Genomic DNA, 25,099 nt, shown 5'->3' with positions numbered 1-25,099 from the left:
AAGGTCTTACAGAAAAAGAACAACAGCTTCTTCACGAGATGATAGAGACCTATCAAGGCTTAAAGATGATGTCACGCATCATGAAATTGATTGCCTTCATCCTCTTTATGTTTGTAATAGATTTTTCCCGTTTCGTGGACGCCGTAGAGAATAGCTTCTCACACCTCAAAAAGTGGATAACAAAAAGTTAGATATCAAATCTCTCCTTTAAAAATATGATGAAACAAGAATTTACACAAACATTGTTTGCGTGGATGGGTGGTAAACACTATCTGCGTAAGAAAATTATACCGATTTTAAATAATATTGACCATGAAACCTATGTTGAACCGTTTTTAGGTTCTGGTGTTATTTTCCTAAATAAAAGACCAGCAAAATATTCCGTTATTAATGATCTGAATGGAGAGATTACGAACCTGTTTCAATGTGTTCAAAATGACTTTGATGATTTAGCCAAACGACTAGAATGGTTTGTTTGTTCAAGACAGTTGTTTTTTGAACTTGCATCTATTGCCCCAGAAAGCCTTTCCAAAGTTGAAAGAGCCGCACGTTTTTTGTTTCTCCAACGTTGTGTGATGTATGGGAAAAAAGATTATGTCTCTTTTAGCTTTGGAAGGAAAAAGCCTATAGCATTTAATCCCGATAAGCTGTTATCAAGGATGCGGCGTGTTAGACAGAAGCTTCTTGATACAACAATCTTAAATTTATCGTGGGAGCGAGTTGTCGAACTTTTTGATGCACCCGACAGTTTATTTTATTTAGACCCGCCTTATCTTGTGAAGAAGAAATGTTACAGCTCTGGGAATTTTGTTGAAGATGATTTTGTGAGTATGGCAAAAGTTCTCAAAAGCATTCAAGGCAAATTTGTTTTGAGTCTGAATGATTGTGATGAGGTTAGAGAGATCTTTAAGGATTTTGACTTTTTAGAATTAGAAACTCTTTGGACCTCTGGTTTTGCTAAAAAACCACCCCGAAAAGAACTCTTGATTCGCAATAATTGAAGAAAATCATAAAAAGATTTGTTAGAATCAGAAGAAATATTTCTTCTCTAATAGGACTTTTTATATGGTTACATCTTTTGGTAAAATTTTACGGAAACTTCGGGTTGATCATTCAGAACGCCTCTTAGATATGGCTAAGAAATTAGACATATCTGTAGCATTTTTATCTTCTGTAGAGATTGGAAAAAAATCTGTTCCTGTAGGATTGGAAGAAAAGATCATAGAGCTTTATGGTTTAGATAAAGCTATGGCTTCTCTCTTAAAAAAAGAAGCCTATTCGTGTCGAAAAAGCATCATAATAAAACCTTCTACTCCGTTGCAACGTGAAACTGTTGTTGCGTTTATGAGGCTTTTAGATGGCTTACATCAAGAAGCGTTAGCAGACTTCAAAGAAACATTAGAAACATTGTGCGAAGCGTGCTTTATAGAGAAATGTTAAAAATCCTATTCCCTAACTTTTATCCACGTATCCCGTACTTTAAAAAATATATGGAAAATCAATAGATTGTGTACAGTAAAAAGAAACATGGTACGCCCAAGGGGAATCGAACCCCTGTTTCCGCCGTGAAAGGGCGATGTCCTAACCGCTAGACGATGGGCGCAAACCATTGATGAGGCTTATAGAGAGGATCTTTTTACTTCGCAAGCCCTCTGTGTCATTTTTTTTGAAAAAAGTGTGTTTTATTGAATAATTTTTGAGCAATTCCTGTTTGGATTGTTTCTTTTCAGTTTGAGTAGTAGGCAAAAATGATCAAAACATTATTTTAAATGTGTGTATTTTTTGCATATTTTATCGTTTGTTATCTTTGCTTGCACATGAGAATATTATTTAACTTGCTTGAAAGAGCCTTTATACAGAAGATTTCTCATTTGAACTTATCATAAAGCAAAAAACTGTATAATTTATGAAGTAAAAAGACAATATTTATTACCAAATAAACAAATAATACAAATCATAAAAAAGTTTTTTAGGCATAATCCATAGATTAGTTTCAGTTTTAAAAATATAAATAGATTCTGTATGATAAAAATGAAAATATTAAAGCAGTTTTAACAGAATATATTAAAAATATTTTTCTTATCTTTACTTTTATATGATTATGAGGAATTTAAAATTAAAACCCCTTCATTTGTTCCCTCACATGTTGATAAGGTTATTTATTTGAAAACAAATTAGCATGGGTAAAGGGTAGATTGAGGTTTTTGTCATTTCAATTCGCTAGTTTTTCAAAGGGGTGGCAGTAAGTTTAGGTAAAATATTTGAGTTTTGCGAATTTATTCTCCATATTTATAATATTTCAGAATTATGGTGTGCCATATTAATTCTTGTTTTTACTTTAATGTAAGGTTCTATTTTGATATATAAGTGCATTAAGATTTTTGCATTAAAGATTTATAGTTCAAACTATGGAATGGTAGGAAGAAATGTGTTATTATTTACTGATCTACTTTGTTTTATCCATTCTCTTAATTTATCATATGAAAGAATGTTTTTTGTTCCGTATTTGTTAATTTAGAAGAGATGTTTTTATTCTTTCTTACTAAGTCCTTAATATTCTTTAACTTGTTATTGATTATTTTTTAAAACTTTTCTTTATGGCAACTTGCATTTATCAGTTTTACAGATTTTCATTCTTAATTAGATATTTTATAAAGATTCTGAAATCTTTGAAGACAATAAATATTATATTTTTAGGAATGTTGATTGAACAAGCGGGGATAATTCTATTGGAGAACATGAAGTGAATAGAGCGGAGTATTTCTTTTGTTCTTATGGATGTAAGTACTCTTTGTGTTGATTGGCACATCATTTAAACGATTTTTTGGTGAAAATAGGGATCAGTGGTTAATAATGGCAGAAGCTTTAAAAGTTGGTGTTGCGGGACTTGGTACGGTTGGTACTTCAGTTGTTCGAGCTCTATGTGAAAAAGCGAATAGTTTAGCTTGTCAATGTGGGCGATTCATCAAAGTCGTTGCTGTTAGTGCGCGCGATAAAAACCGTAATCGTGGAATTGATCTCAGTGATATAAAATGGTTTGATTCACCTGTGGAGTTGGCTGCTTCTGATGAGATTGATGTTTTTGTAGAGTTAATTGGTGGTGAATTGGATGTGGTGTACACCGCTGTTAAGAGAGCGCTTGAGGCGGGACATCATGTTGTAACAGCCAATAAAGCCCTTCTTGCTCGACATGGAGTAGAGCTGGCTATAATTGCAGAAAAAAAGGGTGTTTTTCTTCATTTTGAAGCAGCTGTTGCAGGGGGAATTCCTGTCATCAAAGCGATGAGAGAATCACTTGTCAGTAATCACATATCGCGAATTTATGGTATTCTCAATGGAACCTGTAATTATATATTAACACGCATGTTTACGGAAGGTCTTTCATTTAAAGATTGTTTAGCAGATGCACAGAGACTTGGGTATGCTGAAGCAGATCCAAGTTTTGATATTGAGGGAAATGATACTGCTCATAAATTAGCTTTGTTGACAAGCTTGGCATTTGGAACAGCTGTTTCATTAGATGATGTTTATGTTGAAGGAATTCATAATATTTCGCAAATTGATATTCGAGCAGCTGATGAATTAGGGTATCGGATTAAGCTTTTAGGGGTTGCATTAAAAACGGATTCTGGAATAGAGCAACGCGTTCATCCGACAATGGTACCAACATCTTCAATGATTGCACAGATAAATGGCGTAACCAATGCTCTTTCTATTCAAAGTGATTTATTAGGTGAATTACTGTTTTCTGGTCCTGGCGCCGGAGGAATGGCAACAGCATCAGCCGTTATTGGTGATTTAGCTGATATAGCAAAAGCGCGTTCTGGTTTTCAGTATGCACCTGTTTTAAGACGTCCAGCATTAGAACTTGCTCCTCATAAAAAAGCACGTATTTCGCAGCATGCAGGGGGTTATTTTATTCGTTTAAATGTTCATGATCGTACTGGTGTTTTTGCTGCGGTTGCAAGGCATATGGCTGATAATCACATCTCATTGGAGTCGATTGTTCAAAGATCTTTTGTAGAAGATCAAATTGAAAAAACAATTATTTTAATTACGCATGAAACAACAGAGGTGAATGTACGACAGGCACTTGCAGAAATTGAAAAAGATGGACATCTTGTTGCAAAATCTCAATTTATTCGTATTGAGCCTATGGCAGAGAATTGATAACTTTCTTGATAATGACAAAAAGGCAAGCTTGAGTTCTCTTATCTCTTGTGGAAAATTTTCATCTTTGCCAAAAACTTTATTCTTAGTATTTAATAAGGAATCATATTTTTTCTGGTATTCATTCGGTAGGATTTTTTCATATGCCCACAACTCAGAAGGTTTTAAATGGACTTGATCGTATTTTGACGCTTGAATTGGTACGTGTTACTGAACGTGCTGCTGTTGCTGCTGCACGCTGGCGCGGGCGTGGCGATGAAAAAGCTGCGGATCAGGCTGCTGTAGATGCAATGCGGCAGGAACTTAATCGATTGCCTATTGATGGTACAGTGGTGATTGGTGAAGGTGAGCGGGATGAAGCGCCTATGCTTTATATTGGAGAAAAAGTAGGTCTTCAAAGTGGATTGGCGATCGATATTGCACTTGATCCACTAGAGGGAACAACACTTTGTGCTAAAAATATTGCCAATTCTTTGGCAGTAGTTGCAATTGCTGAAAAAGGTAATCTCCTTTACGCTCCTGATGTTTATATGAAAAAAATTGCTATTGGTCCTGGTTATCCAAAGGGAGTAGTAGATATAGATGCTTGTCCTACCGATAATATCCATGCTCTTGCGAAGGCTAAAGGAGTGGCTGTTAATCAGATTGTTGTTTGTATTATGGATAGGCCTCGTCATGAAAAATTAATTAATGAAGTACGAGCGACAGGGGCATCGATTCGCTTGATTGGGGATGGAGATGTTGCTGCTGTTATTGATACAACTGATCCAGAAGAAACAGGTATTGATATCTATATGGGGATTGGGGGAGCACCTGAAGGTGTTTTAGCTTCTGCTGCTTTGCGCTGCATTGGAGGACAGATGCAAGGTCGTTTGCTGCTAGATACAGAAGAGAAAATTGCTCGTGCAGCTAAAATGGGGATTAGTGATCCCAATAAAGCTTATACAATGGAAGAAATGGCAAAGGGTGATGTTTTGTTTGCAGCAACAGGGGTGACAGATGGCAATATGCTTTCTGGTGTTAAATTTACATCTCGTTACATTCAAACGGAAACTCTCGTAATGCGCTCCCATACGGGTACAGTCCGTAATATTAAAGCGCAGCATAGAGATCATTCAAAATTTGATTAATGTTTTCTTTTTTCGTCATTAAAAATAGAGGGAGTTTTTTAGGAAATACGCTTCCATGAATCTATTTTCATGGAAGCATTTATAGATATGAGAATATCTTATTATTATGAGAGCTGGACAGAATGAACCCAGCCATTTTTATCTTCTATGTTCCCTTTTTGAAGGCCAACCAATTGTGTACGAAGCTGCTTTGTAACTTCTCCAACTGTTTCATTTCCAATAATAAATTCTCCCCCTTTATATTTAAAACGACCAATTGATGTGACAACGGCAGCTGTACCACAAGCAAAGACTTCTTTAAGGTGTCCACTCTTTGCATCTTCTTGAAGTGCTGCAAAAGAATAAGGACGCTCTTCTATTTTTAATCCCATTTGTTGAGCTAATCTTAAGATTGAATCACGAGTTATCCCTGGAAGAATAGTGCCGTTAAGCGCAGGGGTTACAAGTGTACTATCTGCCATAATAAAGCAGACATTCATACCACCAAGTTCTTCAATCCATTTATGCTCAACCATATCAAGGAAGAGTACTTGGCTACAATTATTTTGCGTTGCACACTTTTGTGCCAGTAAGCTTGCTGCATAGTTTCCGCCACATTTTGCAGCGCCTGTGCCCCCTGGACCAGCGCGGCTATAATCTGTTTCAATCCATACACTGACAGATTTTTCTTCTCCTTTGAAATAGGATTCAACTGGAGAGGCTATGATACAAAAAAGATATTCTTGAGAAGGGCGGACTCCCAAAAAGTTTTCATTGCCAAACATAAATGGACGGATATAGAGGCTAGCGTTGGGATGATCAGAAACCCATTTTTGATCAATTTTTACTAATTGATGAACGGCATCCAGAAAAATATCTTTTGGCAATTCTGGCATAGCTAAACGCCTCGCTGATTCTATAAAGCGTTGTGCATTGGCATCAGGACGGAAGAGCAAGATGCGCCCATCTTTTGCTCGATATGCTTTTAAACCCTCAAAAATTTCCTGTCCGTAATGTAAAACGGTACTTGCAGGGTTAATTTCTAAAGCTTTATATTGAGAAATGATGGCATTATGCCAGCCTTTGTCTTCAGTCCATTGAATAGTACACATGTGGTCTGTAAAAAATTGACCAAAACCGGGATTTTTTAAAATTTCTTCACATTTTTCTTCTGACAGAGGAGATGGGTGTTTTTCTATTTTAAAGGGAAGCGACGATATAGGAGATTTCATAAAAAACCTTTTGAGTATGTTTCATTTTTATTAATAAAAATAATGAGATATTTTGATCACAACTCTATTATTAACAAAACCTTTGTGTCAATGTTTTATTATAAAACACAAAGAGGTTTATTATAGAATTCAAAGGCTATTATAGATATTTTAATTCTATTCTCGCCTCTTTTTCTCAACTTTATAAAGTAAGCTGGAACTTTTTTCTATAATTATCGTTTTCTCAAAATAGGTATCTGAATAATTTCATATATGCATATTGTCTAGAAATTAAAAGGTAAGGGAATTGAGAAAAGGAATCTACTATGATTGATAAAAATTATCACACATATGAAGAACGTATGGCAGCAGAAAGAAGAGATAGTGAACAACGTGTTTCAATTGCTAAGGGTATTTTTGCTATTCTTCTTGCGGTCGTTATTATCTGGTTTGTTTTTGGTTTTTTAGGATCTTTTTTTGCAAAATCTCCTGAACATAGTTCGCGTTATAATACTCCAGAAACAAGCCAAAGCGTAACAACGCCCAAAAAAGATTTAAATTCGCTTCCTTCTGTACCTTACACTTATAAGGGTACGGAGTGATTTTTTCATAAATATAATCTTTTAGATAGGACGCAAATCGATGTAGATTAAAGAATAAAGTCAGAACAAAGACATAAAAAGAGACATAAAAAAGATTAGACGATTTTAATTTCTGAAGTTTTTGATAAGTAATTAAATGGTATGGAAATAAATAATGCAACGGTTTTAACAACCGTTGCATTATTGGTTTAGCGTGTGATGAAGCAACTTCCTCCAGAACTTTTAATGGATTCACAAAGATTTATGGCTTCATTACGGTCTTGTGTTTGAATCCGAACACGGTAATAAGTACCTTTTCCTGGTATAAAAGCGGGTTGAATATTTAAAGAACGGGCACCGATAAGGAATCCAAATTTAGATTTCATATTTTTTAAAGAACTTCTAGCTAGCTCATGCGTTGGCTGAGATGCAAGTTGTACGTAATAACTTTCTGAATTTTGTGCTGCGACTCTGTTTGGTGATGTGGGGCGAGATGCGGCGGGTGTTTCAACTTGTGTATTTCTTTCTGCATGAGAAGGAATAGGGATAAATTTTTCTTCAATATTTGAGCTAGAAGTATTTTCTGCGATTATTTTATCAATATTATTTTTGAGATCAAGGTCTATTTCTTGATTGTTTATATCCGAATCATGCGACGAAACAAGGGACGAATCTTGAAGTTCATTAGGAGTTTGATCAATGTTTTCTTCAGATTGAGCAGCAGTTTTGCTCTTTGTTTGATGTACGGGAGCTAGTGTAACTGTACCATCTTGATTTACAATAACAGTTTGTACTTCTTGCGTGGGAATAGTATGGTTTATGGCTTCTGTGACTGCATCTTCGACATCAGATTCTTTTAAAGAAGAAGATGAAACGTTTGAAGATTCTTCAGGGTTTAATTCTTTTAAATTTTCAGGTTGTTCAGAGTTATCAATAAGAAATTGTTGTGTATTTTCTTGTTTCTCATTTTGTTCAGTTGTTTGTTTATAGATATCTAAATTATGTGCAACATCATTTTTCGTCTCAGTTGTTTCTGGTTTGAATTTAAAAGGCGTATTATCAGCGTGGATAATGATCGTTTCTTCATTTTTTTGTGATGGCATAAAAAAGTGCGAATAACCAGCAAACCCAATTCCTATTAAAATAAGTATAAAAATACCTTTAATAAAAGTTTTACCAAAAATAAAACTTTTTAAGGGAGGAGGAGCTGGTGGATGCGTGGGAACTTCATTTGAGCTTGTGTATGATGAATTCTCGCTAAAAGGGGAAAAATTATATTCCATATTGGCAGAAGAAAAATAGTCGGAATTTTGTTCTTTAGAGTTTATATAAACACTTTCTTTTGAATTTTGCATAGACTGATGAAAAACTTCACTAAAAACCTCATTTTTCTGTTGTTTTTGAGAAAAATTATCCGTTGGGACATTTCCTACATTAAGTACATCAGCAAATTCTTCTTCTAAACCACTACTAGCTGGCACATCATATTCTGGTGCTTCATACGGGACTTCTGGAACCATAATAGGGCCAGTTTTTTCTACGATTTCTTCTGAAAATTTATAAGTATCAACATTGGGAGGGGGAGTGTCTCTGTGCGTGCAGTTATGGGCAAAAAAGCCATCCGTTTGTTTTGTATTCAAAGAGGCTGATGAGGAAAGAAACTCATCTGAATTATTTTCATTATATGAAATTTCTCTATTTGGGTTAGAGGCACCTTCGGTGTTATTGATGTATTGGGGTTGAGCCTCATTATATATTGAAACTTTTTCGCTATAAGTTTCTTGTTGTGAGGGGTTTTCTTCAAAAAAATGCGGATAATTGGTTTTATGATCTTCTTGTGAAGCTCCCTTTAAATAAGATTGTCTATCAACTGGTGAAGAATCCAAAGGTGAGGAGAGGGTACTTTTTGTTTGGTTTTTTGCAGTGTTTTGTCTTTCTGACACAAGGTTAGAAGATGAGAAAAACTCACTTTCCTCTGTAGAAGAGGAGACATCAGGATAATCTTTTTTGATCCAATTTTCTTGATCAGCTGAAATTTTATAGGGATGGTTTATGGGAGTGTCATAGAGGTTTTGATTGTCATCATAAGTTTGTTGTATATTCGTAGTCTCAGGCTGTTCTGAATTTGTTTGTGAAAAACGATTGGTTCGTTCAACAGATTCTGGAATCTCTTTCTTATTTTCGCGCCTTTCAGATTTATCAAAAAAGAAATTTTCTGATTCTGATTGTGAAATAAGATTACTTTTTTCAAGAAAAGGATCAGCACTGGTTACTGTTGTTTTCTGTTGAGGAGATTGATTCTTTGGGATTGGTAATGGAGAAAGCTCATCTAAAATTTGTTCTTCATCATGACTGCTAGGTGAAGAATATTTCTCTTCAGATAAATTATTTTGTTTTGAATGGTTGAAAGAAGCAACTTGTGCAATATCTGAGGCTGTTGCGTTGCTGGTTGCATGCAAGTCCCATTGTTTTTTTTGATCATCAAACGGTAAGTCATGTGCTAAATTATTTTCAAGTTCCTCTTCTAGAAAGGACAAATCAAAATCATCATCATGGGATGATGTTTCGGGGTGAGATCTTGATCGATCTGTCTGTAAAGAAGATTGCTCATTTTGGTTTCCGCTTTGTTTGTGCGGATTAAAAATGCGCGTGAGCCTTTCCAAAGGATCATGGTGTTCATGATTGTGTTTTGTTTCGTGTAGATTTTTGCGATCGTTATCGCTCATAGCTTTTCTCACATGGTGATTTGCATCTGCGTGCAATCAATGGTTGATTTTGATTTGTTATATTAAAATTATAAATTTTCCCCCTCTCATGCAAGGATACATGAAAAAGTTTATCAATAGAGTATCTATTGTATGTATTTATAGAACTTTTTCAACGCATTTCTATTGGTGCTTCGACTCCTATGATGGTAAGTCCTGATGATAAAATATTAATAACAGCTTGTATCAACCCCAATCTTGCAAAGGATAACTCTTTATCATCAGGTTGAATAAAGCGTAAATTAAGATTTTCACTCCCTTTATTCCAATGGGTGTGAAAGCTGGAAGCAAGGTCATAAAGATAAAACGCTAATCGATGCGGTTCCTTGTGAACGACGGCCTGTTCAATGATACGTGGATATTCAGAAAGTTTGCGTATTAACAATATTTCATGGTCATCTGTTAATCGATGAAGATGGGCGATTAATGTATCATTTGAAAAGTTTTTAATATGAAGCGCTTCTTGTGCTTGACGAAAGACTGAGTGACAACGAGCACTTGCATATTGTACGTAAAAGATGGGGTTATCTTTTGATTGTTCTGTTACTTTTGCAAAATCAAAATCAAGAGGTGCTTCACACTTACGGTATAGCATCATAAAACGCACAGAATCACGCCCAACCTCTTCGACAACATCCCGTAGAGTGACAAAAGATCCTGCTCTTTTTGACATGCGTACAGGATGACCGTTGCGAAAAAGTTTTACCAATTGACATAAGAAGACGCTTAATTTAGCTTTATCCCCAGAAATTGCTTTTGCCATTGCCTCTAGCCTCTTTACATAGCCAGCATGGTCTGCGCCTAGAATATAAATCATTTCATCAAAATGACGATTAAATTTATCCCGAAAATAGGCAACATCAGCAGCAAAATAAGTGTAAGAACCATCAGATTTGACTAAAACACGGTCTTGATCATCACCAACATTTGTTGAACGGAACAAAGTTTGTTCACTTGGTTCCCAATCTTCTGTATTTTGTCCCTTGGGAGGGGGGAGTTTTCCTTTGTAGATATAACCATTTAAAGTGAGGTCGTTGATGGTGTTACGAATGGCGCGTGCATTATCTGCATAAAGCATTCGCTCAGAGAAAAAGATATCATGATAAATATTAAGAGCAGCCAAATCTTCGCGAATCATAGTCATCATTGCATGAATTGCACGTTCTTTCACAAGAGATAAGGCTTCATCTTTATCCATCGTGAGGAGTTGGTCACCAAACTCTTGAGCAAGTGATTGTCCCAATGGTATCAAGTATTCTCCAGGATAGAGCCCTTCTGGAATTTCATTAATTTCTCGCCCAAGAGCCTCACGATAGCGCAATAGTACAGAGTGGGCGAGGACTTCGATTTGTTGACCAGCATCATTGATATAATATTCTTTCGTAATGTTATAGCCCGTAAATTGCAGCAAATTGGAGAGAACATCTCCAACAACCGCTCCGCGGCAGTGTCCTACGTGCATTGGTCCTGTCGGATTTGCTGAGACATATTCAACATTGACGCGTTTTCCTTGTCCCATTGGGATACGACCATAAGAAGTGCCTGATTCAAGCATGGATTTTATAGCATCTTGCCAAAATAATTTTGTAAGCTTTATGTTTATAAAACCAGGACCGGCAACATCTATATTTTCGATAGAGGAATCATTTTTAAGAAGTTCTATGATTTTATCTGCAAGTGCACGTGGATTGATTCCAATAGATTTTGCAAGCACCATAGCAGCATTGGTTGATAAATGACCATGGGAGGAATCACGCGGAGGATCAACAGTGATTTTTGATAAATCTAGATCTTCTCCATTTTTTCCTTTTATATCAGATAATTCAATTGATCTCTTAATTTTTTTTTCGAAGTTTTTAAAGATATTCATATTTAGCTTCCATGATGATGCCAAAAGCCATTAGACGAAATTATCTGTATGGTCAAATAAACGGTGATATTCACGTAGAGCGTAGTGATCTGTCATGCCTGAAAGAAAGTCAGCAATCAAACGTGCTAACTCTTGATTTTTTAAGTGCACTGTTTTGCTCTGCCAACTTTCAGGCATTGTATTTGGATTTTCATAATAACAATTGAATAATTTTTGTACAATGCATTTTGCTGCATTGCGACGACTAAGAACTTGTTCATGGTAGTAAAGATTTTTAAATAAAAATTTTTTTAGCTCTTTTTCATAAACGGTCATTGTTGGTGAAAAGGTGACAATAGTTTGTTTTGCTTGGTGAATATCGTTTATGCTTGTTGGTTTGATGCGTGCTAAATTTTCTTGTGATTGTTTGATAACATCTTCAACCATGGTTGTTATTTGTCTTCGTACAAGTGTGTAACCGCGACGCGCTTGGTCGAGGTGGGGATGCTCATCTGTTATATCTTTTAATATTGCTGCTGTTAGTGAAACATGTTCAAATTGATCGAGTGTTAAAAATTGTGAACGTAGACCATCATCAATATCATGCGCATTGTATGCGATATCATCTGCAATAGCAGCACATTGCGCTTCTAGTCCTGCAAAACAATCGAGTGCAAGGTCTTGCTCTGCATTGTATTGTAAAATATCGATAGGAACCTCCTTATTCTTCGCGTGAGGACCTAAAAGGGGACCATTATGCTTTACAAGTCCTTCGAGGGTTTCCCATGTAAGGTTAAGTCCATCAAAATTTGCATAGCGCTGTTCTAGTTTTGTGACAATGCGTAATGCTTGTGCATTATGATCAAAGCCGCCATAATGTACCATGGCTTCATTAAGTGCATCTTCTCCAGCATGGCCAAAGGGCGTGTGTCCAAAGTCGTGAACAAGGGCAATGGCTTCGGCAAGGTCTTCATCAAGACAAAGGGCACGGGCTAATGTTCTTGCAATTTGAGAGACCTCTATAGAATGGGTTAGGCGAGTACGATAATGATCGCTTTCGTCAGCAATAAACACTTGCGTTTTATGTTTAAGACGTCGAAATGCATTAGAATGGATAATACGATCTCTATCTCGTTGAAAAGGTGAGCGTGTGGTGCTCATCGTTTCATGGAATAATCTACCACGGCTTGTTTGCGGATGAGCACTGTACACTGCTCGAGATTGGTAATTAAAGTTGATATTGCCTATATCCATTGCAAGTTGCCCATTATCATCTTAAAATTGAGAGTGGTTTATGACAAATAAACTGCTCTTTGAGTATGGGATACTCTTTCTTGATGGTTTAATGCAAGGATATATAAAATGAATGTGAAAATTTCAGATGTTGCTGCCAAAAAAATTGCACAGATACTTTTGCGTGAACCCGATAAAATAGCATTGCGTATTTCTGTTGAAGGTGGTGGATGTTCTGGTTTTTCTTATAAATATGACTTGGTTTCTGAAATGTGTAAAGATGACCTCGTTCTCAAAAAAGATGGGGCAGTTGTGTTTATTGATTTGCTATCACTTCCTTTCATGGAAGGAGCTGAGATTGATTTTGTTGATGATCTTATGGGGCAGTCTTTTCAAATCCACAATCCCAATGCTGTTTCATCATGTGGTTGTGGTGTGAGTTTTTCAATTTAAAATGATGGCTTTGTGATATTGTTTCTTGAAAAAAATATCATGTTGGTCAACAATGTGAAAATGGGTATTCTTATAAAAATAGTGCACCGATGTGTATGGTTGTGCGTGGTGCTTGCTTTATTAATCTGGAGCCACTGTGCTTTTTCTGAAGAAGGAGAAGGGAAAGATCAGCAGCAGGGACAGTCAAGGAGTTTTATTGTAAAGTCTCAAGAGCAGGAAAAAGAAAATGTAGCATCTCAAACACAACTCATTTTGAATGCTCGATTAACAAATAGTCATCCGGATATTGAAAAAGGGCTTGTCTGGCGGGTTTATGCCCCTATTTTAGGGATTGATAATAAATTACCATTAGTGGCAATCCATAAGGGAGGGAGTGCACGTTTTGATCTCGAACCAGGAAGTTATCTTGTTCATGTCTCATTTGGTCATATGAGTGCTGTGCGCCATATTCGTTTAAAAAATGGACAGAGTCTTGTAAAAAACTTTAATCTTGAGGCTGGTGGTGTCATTTTAAATGCAACACTACTCAATGGTGTAATGAATGAAAAGGAATTACGTTTTACCATTTATGAGGATGAAAAAGAAAATGATGATACGGGGGTGATTTTATCAAATGTTAAACCCCAATCAGTTATACGTTTAAAAGCTGGACGCTACCATGTTGCTTCCCATTATGGTTCTATTAATGCGACGGCTCGTTCCGATATTCAAGTGGATGCTGGTAAAATGACAGAAGTTACCCTTGAACATCAGGCTGCTCAGATTGTCTTAAAGCTGGTACGACAAGAAGGAGGGGAAGCGCTTGCAGATACAAGTTGGTCTCTTGCTAATGATTCTGGTGATATCGTTTATGAAACAGTTGGTGCTTATGTTTCACTCGTGTTAGCGGAGGGAGAGTATATTGCAATTGCTAAAAATAAAGATAAAATCTATCAAAAAGTTTTTTCAGTCGTTTCTGGTCATGATGAAGATATAAGTGTGGTGGCGAATGAGCAAAATATGCAACGAATTGATGAAGATGTGGATTGATCATTGTTCATGGGGGTAAACTATAATGAGAGACGGGGTATGAGTTTTGATTGAAATTTCAACAGTTGGTGTGTTTTTTGCTGGGGCACTTTCTTTTTTGTCGCCCTGTGTTTTGCCATTAGTTCCTCCTTATTTGTGCTATATGGCAGGTGTTGGTATTGATGATTTTCGTTCAGAAAATCGTGATGAGAAAGTCTTTATACGGTGGGCTTTATTGTCTTCTGTTATTGCTTTTGTTCTCGGGTTTACGACTGTTTTTGTTGCTTTAGGTGCCAGTGCTAGCACAATTGGGAAATTCATCGGTTATTATCGTGACTGGTTTGCCCTTGCTGCTGGAATTGTCATTATTATTTTTGGTTTAAATTTTTTGGGGATTTTTAAGATCGCTTTTTTATTTCGTGAAGCGCGTTTTCAGACCAAAAAAACACCTGCTGGTCCTTTAGGCGCGTATATTATTGGTTTAGCTTTTGCTTTTGGTTGGACACCATGTATTGGCCCCATTTTAGGCCCTATTATAACGCTTGCTGGAACAAAAGAAACTGTGGGAGAGGGAGCTGTTCTGTTAGCGGTTTATGCATTAGGTCTTGCTATTCCTTTTATGTTGGCAGCTTTATTTTCGAGCAGTTTTATGCGATTTTTAGGAGCTTTTCGTATTCATTTAGGAAAAGTTGAAAAAATTATTGGTGTTTTTCTTATTCTTACAGGGATTTTGTTTTTAACAGGCTCTATGCAGGATCTTTCATTTTGGCTTTTAGAACATTATCCTTCGTTGAGTTATATTGAAGATATTCGTTGGCACGATATTATGAATTTTTTTGGATTTTCTCGTTAGTCTTATGTGTTTTTATGATTAGAAGTTGTCTTTCTATTGTTCTTGCTGCAGGTGAAGGGACACGCATGAAATCGTCTCTGCCTAAGGTACTTCATAAAATGGCTGGATTGCCTCTTATATGCCATGTTCTAAAACAAATAGAATTGGCAGGCCCTTCACAATTAGCAGTCGTTGTGGGATTTGGTGCTAAGGAGGTTACGCACGTTGTTCAGTCATTTGTAAAAGATGCGATGATTTTTGAGCAAAAAGCGCGTTTAGGAACAGCTCATGCTGTTTTATCTGCTCGTTTAGCTTTGCAAAAGGAAGTGGATGATGTTCTCATCGTTTTTGGGGATACGCCTCTCATTCAGCAAGATTCATTGCATCAAATGCGTGCACAGCTTGCTGATGGAGCAGATGTTGTTTTTGCAGGTTTTCATACCCAAAATCCAACAGGTTATGGGCGTCTTCTCGAGAAAAATGGTCAATTGATCGCAATTGTAGAAGAAAAAGACGCTAGCGATGAAGAAAAAAAGATTTCTTTTTGTAACGGTGGAATACTCGCTATGCGTGGAAAACATGCACTTTCTCTTTTAGAGAAGGTTGGTAATAACAATGTGAAAAAAGAATATTATTTAACAGATATTGCTGCTCTTGCAACACGCGAAGGATTAGATGTGCGTGTTGTTGAAGTTCCTTTTGAAGATATTGTAGGAATTAATAACAGTCTTGAGCTTTCTGAGGCTGATTCTTTGTGGCAAAAACGTAAAGCGCGCGATTTAATGTTATCGGGTGTTACACTCTTAAAACCAGAGACACTCTATTTTTCTTATGATACAGAAATTGAACCAGGGGTGGTGATAGAACCAAATGTTTATTTTGGATTAAGCGTGAAAGTACAATCTGGTGCTGTTATTCATGCATTTAGTTATCTCGAGGGTGCTGTGGTTGGTAAGGATGCACAGATTGGTCCCTATGCACGTTTGCGTCCTGGAACAGAGTTGGCGAAGTCCGTAAAGATTGGAAATTTTTGTGAAGTCAAACAAGCTAAGGTAGGAGAATCTTCTAAAATCAATCATTTAAGTTATATTGGTGATGCCGAAATTGGTGCACATACCAATATTGGAGCTGGTACGATTACTTGTAATTATGATGGATTTAACAAATATAAAACCATAATTGGTGATCATGCTTTTGTTGGGTCTAATACGGCACTTGTTTCCCCATTGGTAATAGGGGATGGCTCTTATGTTGCTTCAGGAAGTGTCATTACTGAAAATATTCCTATGAACAGTATGGCCTTTGGGCGTGCACGACAGGTTATAAAAGAGGGCTATGCGACAAAATTTCGAGAGCGCTTGTTAGAAAACAAACAGAAAAAATGATTATTTTCAGTCTATTCCTTTGTTTCGTGTTAATCTAACGATGGATAGAATGTTTATTCTTAAAAATTGCCGTACTCCATGTTTGAATTATTTTATTATTTATAGTTTTAAATAAAGGCTGTTGGATTATTTTATAAGATTTAAATCTTAAGATGTGGGTTGGAGCTTTTTAATGTGTGGAATTATTGGAATTATTGGAAAGAGGTGTGTTACGTCCTCTTTGGTTGAGGGGTTAAAACGTCTTGAATATAGAGGGTATGATTCATCTGGGGTGGCAACAGTCCATAATGAGCATCTTTATCGTGTACGTGCTGAGGGGAAGCTTGTTCATTTAGAAGAAAAATTAAAAAAAACACCTCTTGAGGGAAGTTTAGGAATTGGTCATACCCGGTGGGCTACGCATGGAATTGCTGTTGAACGCAATGCGCATCCCCATGTGACTGAAAGGCTTGCGATTGTTCATAATGGTATTATTGAAAATTTTGTAGAATTGCAAAAGGAACTCATAGAAGATGGTTATATCTTTGAAACAGAGACGGATACGGAAGTTATTGCACATTTAATAACGCGTGCATTAAAAGAAGGTTTTTGTCCGCAAGAAGCTGTACGTATCAGTTGGAAAAGGCTGCAGGGGGCTTTTGCTATTGTTCTTATTTTCGAAGGTGAAGATAACCTTATGATTGCGGCTCGTTCTGGTCCACCTCTGGCAATTGGTTATGGAAAAGATGAATTTTTTGTAGGGTCAGATGCGATTGCTTTGGCACCATTCGTTGATCATATTAGCTATATGGAAGATGGGGATTGGGCTGTTCTCACACGGGAAGGCGTCACAATTTATGATGTATATAATCAACCGGTAAAACGTCCTGTGACAACATTACTTGAAGAGGCTTTATTGATTTCTAAGGGTAATCATCGTCATTTTATGCACAAGGAAATGTTTGAACAACCTGAAGTGATTTCTCATAATTTGGCGCATTATCTTGATCTTGGAAATTATGCTGTTCGATCATTTGAGAATTTGATTGATTGGAAAAATGTTCGTCGTCTCCTTTTTGCGAGTTGTGGAACGGCTTATTATTCAACCTTAGTTGCACGCTATTGGTTTGAGAAATTTGCCGCTTTAAGTGTTGATAATGATGTTGCTTCGGAGTTTCGTTATCGTGAACCTCCTATAACGTCTGATGTGTTGTCGCTGTTTGTTTCTCAATCTGGTGAGACAGCTGATACATTGGCTTCTTTGCGTTATTGTCATGAGCGGGGTGTAAAAACAGCAACAATTGTGAATGTAGAGCAATCAACAATGGCAAGGGAGGCTGATTTTATTTTCCCAACACTTGCCGGACCGGAAATTGGTGTTGCGTCAACAAAAGCTTTTACCTGTCAATTAGCAACGCTTGCATCACTAGCACTTAGTGCTGCTAAACAACGTGGCTATCTCTCAGCTCAAATGGAACAGCAATTGGTACAACAATTGGCAGAAGTTCCACGTATTTTAAATGGGGTCTTAAAATTAGAGAGCAAAATTGAATGTATTTGTCGTGATTTAGTGAATGCAAAAAGTGTTCTTTATCTGGGACGTGGGACTTCTTATCCGATTGCTTTGGAGGGAGCCCTTAAACTGAAAGAGCTTTCTTATATTCATGCTGAAGGTTATGCGGCGGGTGAGTTGAAGCATGGACCAATTGCTTTGGTGGATGAGACAATACCTGTTATTGTTGTTGCACCTTATGATCGGTGGTTTGAAAAAACTTTTTCTAATATGCAAGAAGTGGTAGCACGTAATGGTCGTATTATTTTAATAACCGATAAAAAAGGAGCAGAAGTAGCTTGTCTTAAGACTTTATCAACGATCACTTTGCCAGATGTTCCAGAATTCATTTCTCCTATTATTTATGCACTCCCTGTTCAGTTAATCGCTTATCATACGGCTGTTTTATTAGGAACAGATGTCGATCAACCCCGTAATTTAGCAAAATCAGTCACAGTTGAATAAAAGTATATTTCTGAATCTTTGGGAGAATAATCAAGTGTAAGAAATTGATTTATAATGATAGCTTATTTTTTCCACTTTTCTCTGTTGAACGAGAATATCGGAGACGGGATTTTTCTTTCTAAATTCTTTACGATAAAATAAAAAATATTTTCTGACCTGTCAAAAAATGGATCAGCTATGTGAATATAATGATAGAAAAAGGCGCAATATTTCTTCTACTGTTTTAATGCAAGAATAATTTAGATTGAAAGAAAAGATGCTGTTGTTGGTTTGTCACTCTTTCATGAAGCATAAAGATGGTAAGGGATTGTATAGATCATTTATGGTTTATTCTAAGAGAGAAAATCGTATTTGAACAGAGAGGTATTTTAATTTTTTATTAGAGGGGCTTTGTTATCCTGCTCGCAAGAGGCGTGTAGCATCATCGTGTCCGAAAAGATAAAGCAGCAACTGTAAAGCTTGTCCTTGCTGAGAAGAAAGATGAGGATCGCGTTGTAAAAATAAACGAGCATCTTTTCTTGCCATTGACAAAAGATCGCTATGAACTGCAAGGTTTGCTATATGAAATTCAGGGACTCCGGATTGTTTGGTACCTAAAAGCTCTCCTTCGCCTCGCAGGCGCCAATCTTCTTCAGCGATTTCAAAACCATCTTCTGTATTGCGGATAATATTAAGGCGTGTTGCTGCTGTTTTAGTCAGTGGGTCTTTATAGAGCAAAATGCAGGAAGATTTTTTATTGCCTCGTCCTACACGTCCACGTAATTGGTGCAATTGTGAAAGGCCAAAATGTTCCGCGTGTTCGATGATAATGATCGAAGCATCTGGAATATCTACTCCCACTTCAATGACGGTGGTTGCAACTAAAATACGTGTATTTCCACATTTAAAAGATGCCATAGCGGCTTCTTTTTCTGCTGTAGACATTTTTCCATGGATCATACCAACGTGTGCACCAAAGCGTTCATGGAGAAATGCAAAGCGGTTTTCAATTGAAGTGAGATCAAGAGCTGTCGATTCCTCCACTAAAGGACAAATCCAATAGAGCTTTTCTCCTTTTTCTAAGGCAATTGCGATTCGCTCTATAAGCTCATGAAGACGTTTCAAAGAAAGCATTGCTGTTGTAATGGGTTGTCGTCCCATTGGTTTTTCTGTAATTTTAGATACATCCATATCACCAAAAGCTGTTAAGACAAGTGTGCGCGGAATGGGCGTGGCGGTCATAACCAGCATATCAGGTTTATTGCCTTTTTCTGTAAGAGCGATACGTTGATGGACACCAAAACGGTGTTGTTCATCGATAATGGTTAAGGCAAGATTGTTATAAGTAATGCTGTTTTGTATGAGAGCATGGGTTCCGATGATAATAGAAACTTGACCTGATTGAATATCATTCAAGATATTTGTCCGCAATTTCCCTTTTTCTCGTCCTGTTAAAAGAGTTGTTTGTAATCCGACTTTTTCGGCAAGAGGAGCAATGGTGGAAAAATGTTGCCTGGCAAGCACTTCGGTTGGTGCCATTAAAGCTGATTGTCCTGAATTTTCAGCAATTTGTGCCATTGCCATCAATGCAACAACAGTTTTTCCTGCGCCTACATCACCTTGAAGCAGTCTTAGCATCGGTTCTGGCGAAGCAAGATCATTCGCGATATCTTCTACTGCTTTTTTTTGTCCGGTTGTGAGTTGAAAGGGGAGGACATTAAGCAATTTTTTAGTATAAATTCCTGTTGATGGTCGAGAAGTGCCAACAAGAGATTTGGTTTTCAAACGCACGAGTCCTAGCGCCAATTGACAAGCGAGCAATTCATCATAGGCAAGACGTTTGCGTGCTGTACTTTCTAAGGATAGATCGTTGGTATTAATGGGCGCATGGATACGGCGTAAAGCAACAGAAAAAGAAGAAAAATTTTGCTGTTTTTTCACATTTTCATCGATCCATTCTGGGAGGAGAGGAATAAAATCAAGAGCGTTTTGTATGGCGCGTCTTAGTGTCTTTGCAGTTAGTCCTGCAGTAGAGGGATAGACAGGTTCGATGAGAGGAATCTGATTTGATTGTTCGCTTGGAGCAATATAGTCGGGATGCGCCATTGAAAATTGTCCATTAAACCATTCAACTTTTCCTGATACAGTGACTTTTTTTCCTTCAGGGAGTTGTTTTTTTAGCCAAAGAGGCTGAGCGTGAAAAAAGACTAAATTTATTTTTCCTGTTTGATCATGGGCAATAACACGATAGGGGATTTTGTTGTGACCACGGGGCGGTGGTTGATGTTGATCGATGATAATTTCGAGTGTAACAGTGTCTCCTTCTGTTACACAAGCAATGTTGGGACGCATTCTGCGGTCTATGACGGAATGAGGCATTAATTGAAGAAGATCAATAAGAGTTGCTTCGCGTTGTGTAGGATTAACATTTAAGAGTTTGCTCAGTAAACCATAGACTTTAGGTGTAATACCAGAAAGAGTTCGAATAGAATTAAAAAGAGGGGTAAGAAGACTTGGAGGCATGAGCAAATTTAACCTGCTCTTTTTGTTTTTTCTAGACCTTTAGAAGAGCTTTTTGGGGATAAAGTTATAAAGAGGAGGTCGCTTTACTTACACATTGAATTTTAGGAAGAAAATTAATATTTAAAGATAAATACAATAAAAGGGAGCTAAAATTAAAGTGCTTAGATGAGCTATATTATTTTTCTTTTTATTTTAGCTGTTTATTTGCTGTGAATAGAAGCATTTTCTTGATATAATTCTCTTATAAATATTAATAAAATTGGGATATTGCTCCTATGTAGGATGATGAATTTATAGCTTTAAAGTTATGATAAACAGAAGTTTTTTTCTTTTATAAGGGGTGCTGTTTGGCATTTATTTTGTAGTGGGAAATTGTGAGAGTGGTAAAAAATAAAAATAAAATGCAAGAGAACAAAAATTCTCTTCCTCGCTTTATTCATTTGAGAGTGCATTCAGCTTATTCCTTGCTCGAAGGGGCTTTAAAAATCCCCCAAATTATTCAACAGACGATTTCAGATCATGCACCAGCGGTTGCTATTACCGATACCAATAATTTATTTGGTGCTTTGGAATTTTCACAGCATTGTCTTTCTCATGGGGTACAACCTATTATTGGTTGTCAGCTTACTGTTGATTTTTGTGATGAAAATGATCATTCACGTTTGGCTAAATGGCGTAATCCTTCTGATTTTTGCTCTATTGTTCTGTTGGCTGCTAGTGAAACCGGTTATGCTCATTTGGTTCGTCTTGTGAGCCGTGCTTATCTTGATAAATGTGATACTGATCCTCCTTATATTAAAGCTCATTGGTTGTCGGCACACAGTGAAGGAATAATTGTTTTAACGGGAGGCAAGGGAGGGCCTATTAATCTTTCTTTAGCAGAAGAGAAAAAAGAACATGCTGTTGAACGCTTAATTTATTTGAAAAAATCTTTTGCTGATCGTCTTTATGTGGAATTACAACGGCATGGCTCTTATGATCGGAGAGTAGAAGCTGATCTTATTGAATTGGCTTATGCGCATGAAATTCCTCTTGTTGCAACAAATGAAGCCTTTTTTCTGAAGAGAGAAGGGTATGAAGCGCATGATGCGCTGATGGCTGTTTCAGAAGGACAAATAGTCTCTAATCCAGATCGTAAACGTGTGACGCCAGATCATTATTTGAAGTCACAAGATGAAATGGTTACACTGTTTTCTGATCTTCCAGAAGCTTTAGAAAATAGTGTTGAAATTGCATTGCGTTGTCATATTGCCACGCCTCTTCGAAAACCGATATTGCCTCGTTTTATAGAACAATCTGCTAATTCAGAAAATACTTTAGAAGTAGAAGATAGTGAGTTGTTAAATCAGGCTAAAGCTGGTTTGAAGATGCGGCTTGAAACAATTGGATTAGCTGAAGGGTATACGATTGCAGATTATGAGCAGCGGCTTGATTATGAAATTTCAGTTATTACGCGTATGCAATTTTCTGGATATTTTCTTATCGTTTCAGATTTCATAAAATGGGCAAAGGTTCATGATATTCCCGTTGGACCAGGGCGGGGTTCTGGTGCTGGTTCACTTGTTGCTTATGCATTGACGATTACTGATGTTGATCCATTGCGGTTTTCTCTTCTCTTTGAACGTTTTCTCAATCCAGATCGTGTTTCGATGCCAGATTTTGATATCGACTTTTGTCAAGAGCGGCGCGAAGAAGTTATTCAATATGTTCAAAAAAAATATGGACGTGATCAAGTTGCTCAAATTATTACCTTTGGTAAGTTACAGGCACGTGCAGTTTTGCGTGATGTGGGGCGTGTTTTAGAAGTTCCTTATCGTCAGGTGGATTATCTTACAAAATTAATTCCTGCCACACCAGGAAGTCAGGTAGAATTGGCTGATGCTATTAAGGATGAACCTAAATTTGAAGAGGAAAAGAAAAAAGATCCCGTTGTTGGACGCGCATTAGATATCGCACTCCAGTTGGAGGGACTTTATCGTCATGCTTCGACTCATGCTGCTGGGATTGTTATCGGAGATCGTCCGCTTTGGGAGCTTGTCCCGATGTATCGTGATCCTCGTTCTGATATGCCTGTTACACAATTTAACATGAAATATGTTGAACAGGCAGGGCTGGTAAAATTTGATTTTCTTGGATTAAAAACGCTTACTGTTTTGAAAATGGCAGTCGATTTTGTTGCCAGAAAGGGGATTAAAATAGATTTATCAAATATCCCTCTGAATGATGAAGCAACCTACGCTATGATGGCACGTGGTGAAACGGTTGGCGTGTTTCAGGTGGAAAGTTCTGGTATGCGCAAGGCGTTGATTGGAATGAAGCCAGACCGTATTGAAGATATTATTGCGCTGGTCGCACTTTATCGTCCAGGTCCAATGGAGAATATTCCAACCTATAATGCACGCAAACATGGGGAAGAGGAAATTGCTTCTATTCATCCTAAAATAGATCATCTGATCAAAGAAACACAAGGTGTTATTGTCTATCAAGAACAGGTGATGCAGATTGCTCAGGTGCTTGCTGGCTATTCGCTTGGAGAAGCCGATTTATTACGTCGTGCTATGGGGAAAAAAATTCATGCTGAAATGCAAAAACAGCGTACGCGTTTTGTCAATGGAGCTGTTGCAGGTGGTGTTGATAAAGATCAAGCTGATATTATCTTTGATCTTTTAGCAAAATTTGCCGATTATGGTTTTAATAAATCGCACGCTGCTGCTTATGCAATTGTTTCTTACCAAACAGCTTATATGAAAGCAAATTATCCCGTTGAGTTTTTAGCAGCTTCAATGACGTATGATATGACGAATACAGATAAACTTAATGATTTTCGGCGTGAAGCATTAAGGCTGGGTATTGAAGTTATTGCACCTTCTATACAAACATCTCATCGTGTTTTTGAGGTTGGTGATAACTGTATTTATTATTCTCTTGCTGCCATTAAAGGAGTGGGAGAAACTGTTGTGGATCATATTGTTACTTGTCGAGGGGATAAGATTTTTAAGGATCTGGAAGATTTTTGTGCGCGTGTTGATCCTCGTATTGTTAACAAGCGTGCGATGGAAAGTTTAGTTTGTGCTGGTGCTTTTGATTGTTTTAACATTGCACGTGAGGTTTTATTAGCCAATCTTGGAACCCTTCATGCGCGTGCACTTCGTATTCTCGATGACAATTCTAGCGGGCAGGTTGATATATTTGGAATGGCAGGCGGATTAAAAGAACCATTGATCTTATCGCAAACAACCCCTTGGTTGCTGGCTGAGAAACTTTATCGAGAATTTCAAGCTATAGGTTTTTACTTTTCTGCGCATCCATTGGAGGAGTATCAAGCTATTCTAGACAAAAAACGCATTCAGACTTGGGTTAATTTTGCCAATGCCGTTAAAGGAGGAGCAACGGCTGCACGGCTTGCTGGAACTGTTGTGGCAAAAAACGTGCGCAAAACAAAATCTGGTAAAAAAATGGGAATTATTCATTTTTCTGATACAAGTGGACAATATGAAGCTGTTCTCTTTTCTGAGGCACTCTCGGATTATGAAGAGATGCTAGAACCCGGAAAATCTTTTATTATTACGGTGAGCGCAGAAAATCGTTCTGAAGGAGTTAGTTTGCGAATTGAAACAATTCAGTCGTTGGAACAGGAATCATTAAAACAGCATAAAATGATGCGTCTTTTTATAAAAACAGTTGATATGCTTCCACAAATTGAACAAAATTTAAATCTTGGGGGGAATGGAGAGGTTGGGCTTATTTTAATTCAAGAGGATGGATTGCGAGAAGTCGAAATTGCGCTTCCTAAGCGATATAAGGTAAATTCACATGTCGCAAATGCTATGAAATTAATTCAGGGTGTTGTTGATGTAGAATTGAGTTAACAGAAAGATTAAAGATGGGAGCTGATTTTGAGTGGTGTTTTTGCTTTTAAGAGAGCTAAAAATTGAGCATTTAAAATCGGATTGTAGGTTTCGGAAAATATTGCTTTTATTTGAGTGAATTATGATGTTTTTTTAG

17 protein-coding genes and 1 tRNA gene are annotated in these 25,099 nt (G+C 37.1%); 12 read left to right on the top strand and 6 right to left on the bottom strand.

Going from position 1 to position 25,099, the window contains the following annotated elements:
- The 3 genes from ACFIKR_RS06965 to ACFIKR_RS06955 form a co-directional block, all read left to right on the top strand.
- Positions 1 to 191: hypothetical protein (locus ACFIKR_RS06965; protein WP_375659346.1), on the top strand; the 191-nt coding region annotated here is incomplete at its 5' end.
- A 24-nt stretch (positions 192 to 215) separates the two neighbouring features.
- A complete protein-coding gene (locus ACFIKR_RS06960) occupies positions 216 to 1,001 on the top strand; it encodes a DNA adenine methylase (protein ID WP_375645185.1) in 786 nt (261 codons plus the stop codon).
- A 64-nt stretch (positions 1,002 to 1,065) separates the two neighbouring features.
- Positions 1,066 to 1,440 (top strand): helix-turn-helix domain-containing protein, encoded by a 375-nt coding sequence (locus tag ACFIKR_RS06955; protein WP_375656225.1) that lies wholly within the window; start codon positions 1,066 to 1,068, stop codon positions 1,438 to 1,440.
- Positions 1,441 to 1,528: 88 nt separating this feature from the next.
- On the opposite strand, the gene ACFIKR_RS06950 is transcribed toward ACFIKR_RS06955, so the two are convergent.
- Positions 1,529 to 1,603 (bottom strand) — tRNA-Glu (locus tag ACFIKR_RS06950).
- A gap of 1,250 nt (positions 1,604 to 2,853) precedes the next feature.
- Here ACFIKR_RS06950 and ACFIKR_RS06945 point away from each other — a divergent pair.
- Both ACFIKR_RS06945 and glpX read left to right on the top strand, forming a co-directional pair.
- Positions 2,854 to 4,170 (top strand): homoserine dehydrogenase, encoded by a 1,317-nt coding sequence (locus ACFIKR_RS06945; protein ID WP_375659345.1) that lies wholly within the window; start codon positions 2,854 to 2,856, stop codon positions 4,168 to 4,170.
- Between the two features lie 143 nt (positions 4,171 to 4,313).
- Positions 4,314 to 5,300 (top strand): class II fructose-bisphosphatase, encoded by a 987-nt coding sequence (gene glpX / locus ACFIKR_RS06940; RefSeq protein WP_375659344.1) that lies wholly within the window; start codon positions 4,314 to 4,316, stop codon positions 5,298 to 5,300.
- A gap of 104 nt (positions 5,301 to 5,404) precedes the next feature.
- On the opposite strand, the gene ACFIKR_RS06935 is transcribed toward glpX, so the two are convergent.
- Positions 5,405 to 6,511, bottom strand: coding sequence for a branched-chain amino acid aminotransferase (locus ACFIKR_RS06935; RefSeq protein ID WP_375659343.1), 1,107 nt, complete (start codon positions 6,509 to 6,511; stop codon positions 5,405 to 5,407).
- A 305-nt stretch (positions 6,512 to 6,816) separates the two neighbouring features.
- Here ACFIKR_RS06935 and ACFIKR_RS06930 point away from each other — a divergent pair, with 305 nt between their 5' ends.
- A complete protein-coding gene (locus ACFIKR_RS06930) occupies positions 6,817 to 7,092 on the top strand; it encodes a hypothetical protein (protein ID WP_375659342.1) in 276 nt (91 codons plus the stop codon).
- A 188-nt stretch (positions 7,093 to 7,280) separates the two neighbouring features.
- Here ACFIKR_RS06930 and ACFIKR_RS06925 read toward each other — a convergent pair whose 3' ends face one another.
- The 3 genes from ACFIKR_RS06925 to ACFIKR_RS06915 all read right to left on the bottom strand — a co-directional run bounded on the left by ACFIKR_RS06925 (position 7,281) and on the right by ACFIKR_RS06915 (position 12,939).
- Positions 7,281 to 9,797, bottom strand: coding sequence for an SPOR domain-containing protein (locus ACFIKR_RS06925; protein WP_375659341.1), 2,517 nt, complete (start codon positions 9,795 to 9,797; stop codon positions 7,281 to 7,283).
- A gap of 151 nt (positions 9,798 to 9,948) precedes the next feature.
- A complete protein-coding gene (argS, locus tag ACFIKR_RS06920; protein WP_375659340.1) occupies positions 9,949 to 11,706 on the bottom strand; it encodes an arginine--tRNA ligase in 1,758 nt (585 codons plus the stop codon).
- A 30-nt stretch (positions 11,707 to 11,736) separates the two neighbouring features.
- Positions 11,737 to 12,939, bottom strand: coding sequence for a deoxyguanosinetriphosphate triphosphohydrolase (locus tag ACFIKR_RS06915; protein ID WP_375659339.1), 1,203 nt, complete (start codon positions 12,937 to 12,939; stop codon positions 11,737 to 11,739).
- A 108-nt stretch (positions 12,940 to 13,047) separates the two neighbouring features.
- Between ACFIKR_RS06915 and ACFIKR_RS06910 the strand changes: the two genes are divergently transcribed.
- The 5 genes from ACFIKR_RS06910 (at position 13,048) to glmS (ending at position 18,592) form a co-directional block, all read left to right on the top strand.
- Positions 13,048 to 13,371 (top strand): iron-sulfur cluster assembly accessory protein, encoded by a 324-nt coding sequence (locus ACFIKR_RS06910; RefSeq protein ID WP_015856510.1) that lies wholly within the window; start codon positions 13,048 to 13,050, stop codon positions 13,369 to 13,371.
- Positions 13,372 to 13,410: 39 nt separating this feature from the next.
- The gene (locus ACFIKR_RS06905; protein WP_375659349.1) at positions 13,411 to 14,400 is read left to right on the top strand and encodes a carboxypeptidase regulatory-like domain-containing protein; all 990 of its coding nucleotides are present in this window, start codon (positions 13,411 to 13,413) and stop codon (positions 14,398 to 14,400) included.
- Between the two features lie 46 nt (positions 14,401 to 14,446).
- On the top strand, positions 14,447 to 15,232 hold the full coding sequence (locus ACFIKR_RS06900; protein ID WP_273788202.1) for a cytochrome c biogenesis CcdA family protein: 786 nt from the start codon (positions 14,447 to 14,449) through the stop codon (positions 15,230 to 15,232).
- A 17-nt stretch (positions 15,233 to 15,249) separates the two neighbouring features.
- A complete protein-coding gene (gene glmU, locus ACFIKR_RS06895; RefSeq protein ID WP_375659348.1) occupies positions 15,250 to 16,596 on the top strand; it encodes a bifunctional UDP-N-acetylglucosamine diphosphorylase/glucosamine-1-phosphate N-acetyltransferase GlmU in 1,347 nt (448 codons plus the stop codon).
- A gap of 172 nt (positions 16,597 to 16,768) precedes the next feature.
- Positions 16,769 to 18,592 (top strand): glutamine--fructose-6-phosphate transaminase (isomerizing), encoded by a 1,824-nt coding sequence (glmS, locus tag ACFIKR_RS06890; RefSeq protein ID WP_375659338.1) that lies wholly within the window; start codon positions 16,769 to 16,771, stop codon positions 18,590 to 18,592.
- A 393-nt stretch (positions 18,593 to 18,985) separates the two neighbouring features.
- Here glmS and recG read toward each other — a convergent pair whose 3' ends face one another.
- Complete coding sequence (gene recG / locus ACFIKR_RS06885) at positions 18,986 to 21,094, bottom strand: ATP-dependent DNA helicase RecG (protein ID WP_375659337.1); 2,109 nt, start codon at positions 21,092 to 21,094, stop codon at positions 18,986 to 18,988.
- Between the two features lie 401 nt (positions 21,095 to 21,495).
- Between recG and dnaE the strand changes: the two genes are divergently transcribed.
- Positions 21,496 to 24,963 carry a DNA polymerase III subunit alpha gene (gene dnaE / locus ACFIKR_RS06880; RefSeq protein ID WP_375635929.1) on the top strand — a complete coding sequence of 1,156 codons (3,468 nt, stop codon included), beginning with the start codon at positions 21,496 to 21,498 and terminating at the stop codon, positions 24,961 to 24,963.
- Positions 24,964 to 25,099 lie beyond the last annotated feature (136 nt).

Origin of the sequence: Bartonella sp. MR30HLJHH, assembly GCF_042194195.1 — a bacterium.
Lineage (GTDB): Bacteria > Pseudomonadota > Alphaproteobacteria > Rhizobiales > Rhizobiaceae > Bartonella > Bartonella grahamii.
This window is presented reverse-complemented; position numbering and strand designations above follow the sequence as displayed.